This window comes from Aquabacterium sp. (assembly GCF_004297345.1).
In the GTDB taxonomy this organism is placed as follows: Bacteria; Pseudomonadota; Gammaproteobacteria; order Burkholderiales; family Burkholderiaceae_C; genus Aquabacterium.
In genome coordinates this window covers 1-3,416 of the sequence record NZ_SCTN01000049.1, presented here as the reverse complement: position 1 = coordinate 3,416, position 3,416 = coordinate 1, and the positions used below count along the sequence as shown (strand labels likewise).

4 protein-coding genes and 1 pseudogene are annotated in these 3,416 nt (G+C 58.2%); 1 reads left to right on the top strand and 4 read right to left on the bottom strand.

From position 1 onward, the window contains the following. The coding region (locus EPO09_RS01490; protein WP_290639465.1) for an AraC family transcriptional regulator ligand-binding domain-containing protein at positions 1–618 on the bottom strand (618 nt) is incomplete at its 3' end. Between the two features lie 117 nt (positions 619–735). Between EPO09_RS01490 and EPO09_RS01485 the strand changes: the two genes are divergently transcribed. After that, positions 736–891, top strand: coding sequence for a hypothetical protein (locus EPO09_RS01485; RefSeq protein WP_290639463.1), 156 nt, complete (start codon positions 736–738; stop codon positions 889–891). Positions 892–927: 36 nt separating this feature from the next. On the opposite strand, the gene EPO09_RS01480 is transcribed toward EPO09_RS01485, so the two are convergent. The 3 genes and pseudogenes from EPO09_RS01480 to EPO09_RS01470 form a co-directional block, all read right to left on the bottom strand. Further along, positions 928–1,995, bottom strand: a complete 1,068-nt coding sequence (locus EPO09_RS01480; RefSeq protein ID WP_290639461.1) for an AraC family transcriptional regulator — start codon at positions 1,993–1,995, stop codon at positions 928–930. Positions 1,996–2,068: 73 nt separating this feature from the next. Beyond that, positions 2,069–2,953 (bottom strand): metal-dependent hydrolase, encoded by an 885-nt coding sequence (locus EPO09_RS01475; RefSeq protein ID WP_290639459.1) that lies wholly within the window; start codon positions 2,951–2,953, stop codon positions 2,069–2,071. A 193-nt stretch (positions 2,954–3,146) separates the two neighbouring features. Beyond that, positions 3,147–3,416 (bottom strand): annotated as a pseudogene (locus EPO09_RS01470) (hypothetical protein); the annotation flags it as partial.

Below are 3,416 nucleotides of genomic sequence, written 5' to 3'. Positions count from 1 at the left end.
CAGCCAGCGACGGTCCATCACCAGGGCATCAGCCGCTTCTCCAAAAAACACGGGCACGCCGAAATGCTCGGTGAACTGTTGCTGATGGCTTGGCGGCGTACTGGCCACACGCACAGACAACAGCCAGCGTGAGCCCTTGGTGGCCCGCCGAATCAACTGGTTGATGGCCGACAAGGCCACCTCACGTACGTGGCACAGGGCGCGGGGATCGGGATCCGGCACACGCATTTCGATCCTCAAGTGGGCCTCTGCGCCAAACTCGTCGAGATGGACAACCAGCCAAGGTGCCAGCAGCTCACGCGCCCAACTGGCCAGCTCCAGCATTTCCCTCAACGTGGAGCACGACGCAATGAAGGTCTCGAACTCCGCGAAGTGTTCGAACACAAAGGAGTCACCGAGCGCAAACGGGAAGTGATGCCCCTTGGCCCGCTCCACGCACATCGAAAAAGCTTTGAAAAGGTGCATGGGCGCCACCCGCAACGGCGCCTGCGTATCGAATGTGGCGATCCCGGCGTCCCGCAGGACCGGCTCGATCATGAAGCCGCACACATTGGCGGCCTGACGCCAACTGCCCAGGGCTGGAAGAGGAACGGATGAGCTTGGCGACGGGTGATGCATGAACGGATCCAACACAGTCAGGATTTCTGACAACACAGCACCCCAAATAGAAGGGTGCTGCATTGGGTGAATTCAAACGGTCGTCTGAATTCATTCAATCTATGTGTAAGAAACGGTATGAGCAATCACAGCCGCCCGCCAAAAGGTTCATTTGACGACTATATTGAAAATGCTGCGCCGCATCTAACCTGTTCTGGGAAGGCATTAACCCCGACAGGTCGAAAAAACAAGGGGCAGAAGCTGGAAAAAGATGGTCTGCATCCACTCATCTGACTTTCTTGCAAGTCAAATGAACCATCCCCAGGCAACTCAGACCTGCTGCTCTCGCCAGGCGCTGGGGGTGTTGCCCTCCCAGCGTTTGAAAGCCGCGGTGAAAGCCCGGCGATCAGAAAACCCGAGGCGAACGCTGATGTCGTCGATAGATACATCGCCCTGGCGCAGCCACTGGCATGCCAGGCGATGACGCATGCGCGCCTGCACATTGAGATAGCTGTCGCCCTCGTCCTTCAGGCGACGCTGCAGCGTACGGGGATGAAGGTTGAGCCGGTCGGCCATGTCCTCCACGCCCAGTGCCAGCAAGCTGGGATCTCGCGTGATGAACTCTTCGATTTCGGCGGCCACGCCTTGGCGGCGAGCCTCCTTGCCCAGGCGTTGCTCGGCCAGGAAATGAGCCTGCTCGTGCAATGCGGGGAACGCCCCTTCCAGCGGCAGATCCAGGATCCGACGTTCGAACACCAAGGCATCCTGCGTGGCATTGAAAGTCACGGGCACGCCAAAGAAGGGTTCAAACTGCGCGGCATTGGGTGGCGGCGGTCCCTGCATGGTCACCCCGACAAAGCCCGTTTCAGAGCCTTGCAGCGTGCGCCCGAACTTGCGAATGCAAGCCAGGATGGCCTGAGATACCAGTTGCAGCGGCAAACCGTAGGCCACCACATTGGGGATGGGCACATCCAGCCCCACGATGACCTTGGCCAGATCGCCCTCTTCCTTGACGTCCAGCGTCAGCCAGGGCAGCACCATGCGCCGCGCCAGATCGGCCACGCGCAAGGCTTCGCGCAAGGTCGGGCTGGTGGTCAGCAGGGTTTCGAACTCAGGCAGGGATTCGAAGGCGAAGGTATCGCCCAGGACCAGCGGGAAATGCTTGTCCGGTGGCGACAGGGCCACACACTGTTCCAGCAGGGAAATCAACTGCACGGGGGACACCCGAGCGTCCTCCAGCCGAATCAGGTCGATCTTGATGCCCGCCTCCTTGAACAGGGGCTGAACGTTGAATCCGCATTTTGTCGCCGCCTTGATCCAGGCGGACAACATGAACAGTGGAATGGGCTTGATGCCCATCGCCTCTAAAACGGCTTGTGGTGGCAGTGGAATACGCATAAACGAAATCGGCACACCCCCATGAGGTGTGCCGAAGTCTAACCAACTACTGGGCTGTCAACGCAATAAAAAATCACAAAGCCATCGTCGTGCGCATCAATTCGCTGGCTTCCACAGGGTCGCGGTGCAGATTGAAGGCTTGCAGCCATTCATCGTAGCCAGGTTGCTCGGTTTCGTCCCAGGGGTGGTAACCGGGCTTGTAGTACAGGAAGTAGTGGCTGTACAGAGGGCCCACGAAACCGCCCGGCTTGAGCAGCCACCAGATGCCCTTGGCGTTGAGTTTCACGCGCTGCCACCACGAGAAACCGTCGTGCTTGAGCATGAAGTTCAGGAACTTGAATATCACCAGCGGGAAGATCAGCGTGGTGTGCAACAGCGTCCAGATGCGCAGGGCGTAGCCCACCTTGGCGTAATCGACCATGACGTCATACGCCACGCCCTTGTGCTCGACTTCCTCAATGGCGTGCCAGGCGTACATGGCGCGCACCTTGGGGTGAGCTTCCTTGAGCACGTCGCGCTTGTCGAACATGGCGTGCGCGCCCAAGGCAGTGAAGTGTTCCAGGGCAGAGGTCAGGCCCAGGGTGTACTCACGGCTGTAGCGGCTGCGGTACTTGTCAAACAGCAACTGGCTGAGCCACTTGAGCAGGTAATCCACATCAACGCCCTGTGTCTTCAGGTGGTCGTTGAACTGGTTGTGCACCAAGGTGTGCTGGGCTTCCTGGCGGTTGAAGTCCTTGATGTCTTGCAGCAACTTGGGATCGGAGATGCGATCACGAAAGTCACGCACCGAGGTCATGAAAAACTTCTCGCCGGGCGGGAAGATCACCGACAGGGCATCAAAGAAACGGCTCTTGAAGGCGTCGCCACCGAACCAGTACTTGGGGATGCTGCTGTCAAAACCGAAATCCAGCTTTTCGCGCGGGATGATGGGGTGCAGTGCTTGTGGATGATTTGCCATGTTATGTGTCTCTCCTCGATCTCCGGGATAGCTCAACTGTAAGAACAGGTGAGCTGAAACAACAGGATGAGGTGTGACAGCAGGGTTTCCTGTGCGACATCAACTGACTGGTGTTTCTACTAGGTTTTTCTTCATCTACCCCAAAAAAGAAAAGGCTTCCGAAGAAGCCTTTTAATCATTTCGGGTTACGCGCTTACGCACTCAATGCCAGGTCATGGCGCATCTGCTCGCTGGCCTTGAGCGGGTCCTTCGAGCTGTTGAACGCAGCCAGCCACTCTTCGTAGCCGACCTGATCGGCTTCCTGCCAGGGGTGGTAGCCAGGCTTGTAGTAAGTCCAGTAGTGCTTGGCCATGGGCTGCAGCAGGCCACCCGGCTTGAACAGCCACCACATGCCGCCAGCCATCATCTTGGCGCGCTGCCAGGCGTTGAAACCGTCGTGAATCATCAACTGGCGCTGGATCAC

Coding starts and splice junctions, on each gene's coding strand:
- EPO09_RS01485 (WP_290639463.1), top strand. CDS start 736: ATGAGCAATCACAGCCGCCCGCCAAAAGGTTCATTTGACGACTATATT.
- EPO09_RS01480 (WP_290639461.1), bottom strand. CDS start 1,995: ATGCGTATTCCACTGCCACCACAAGCCGTTTTAGAGGCGATGGGCATC.
- EPO09_RS01475 (WP_290639459.1), bottom strand. CDS start 2,953: ATGGCAAATCATCCACAAGCACTGCACCCCATCATCCCGCGCGAAAAG.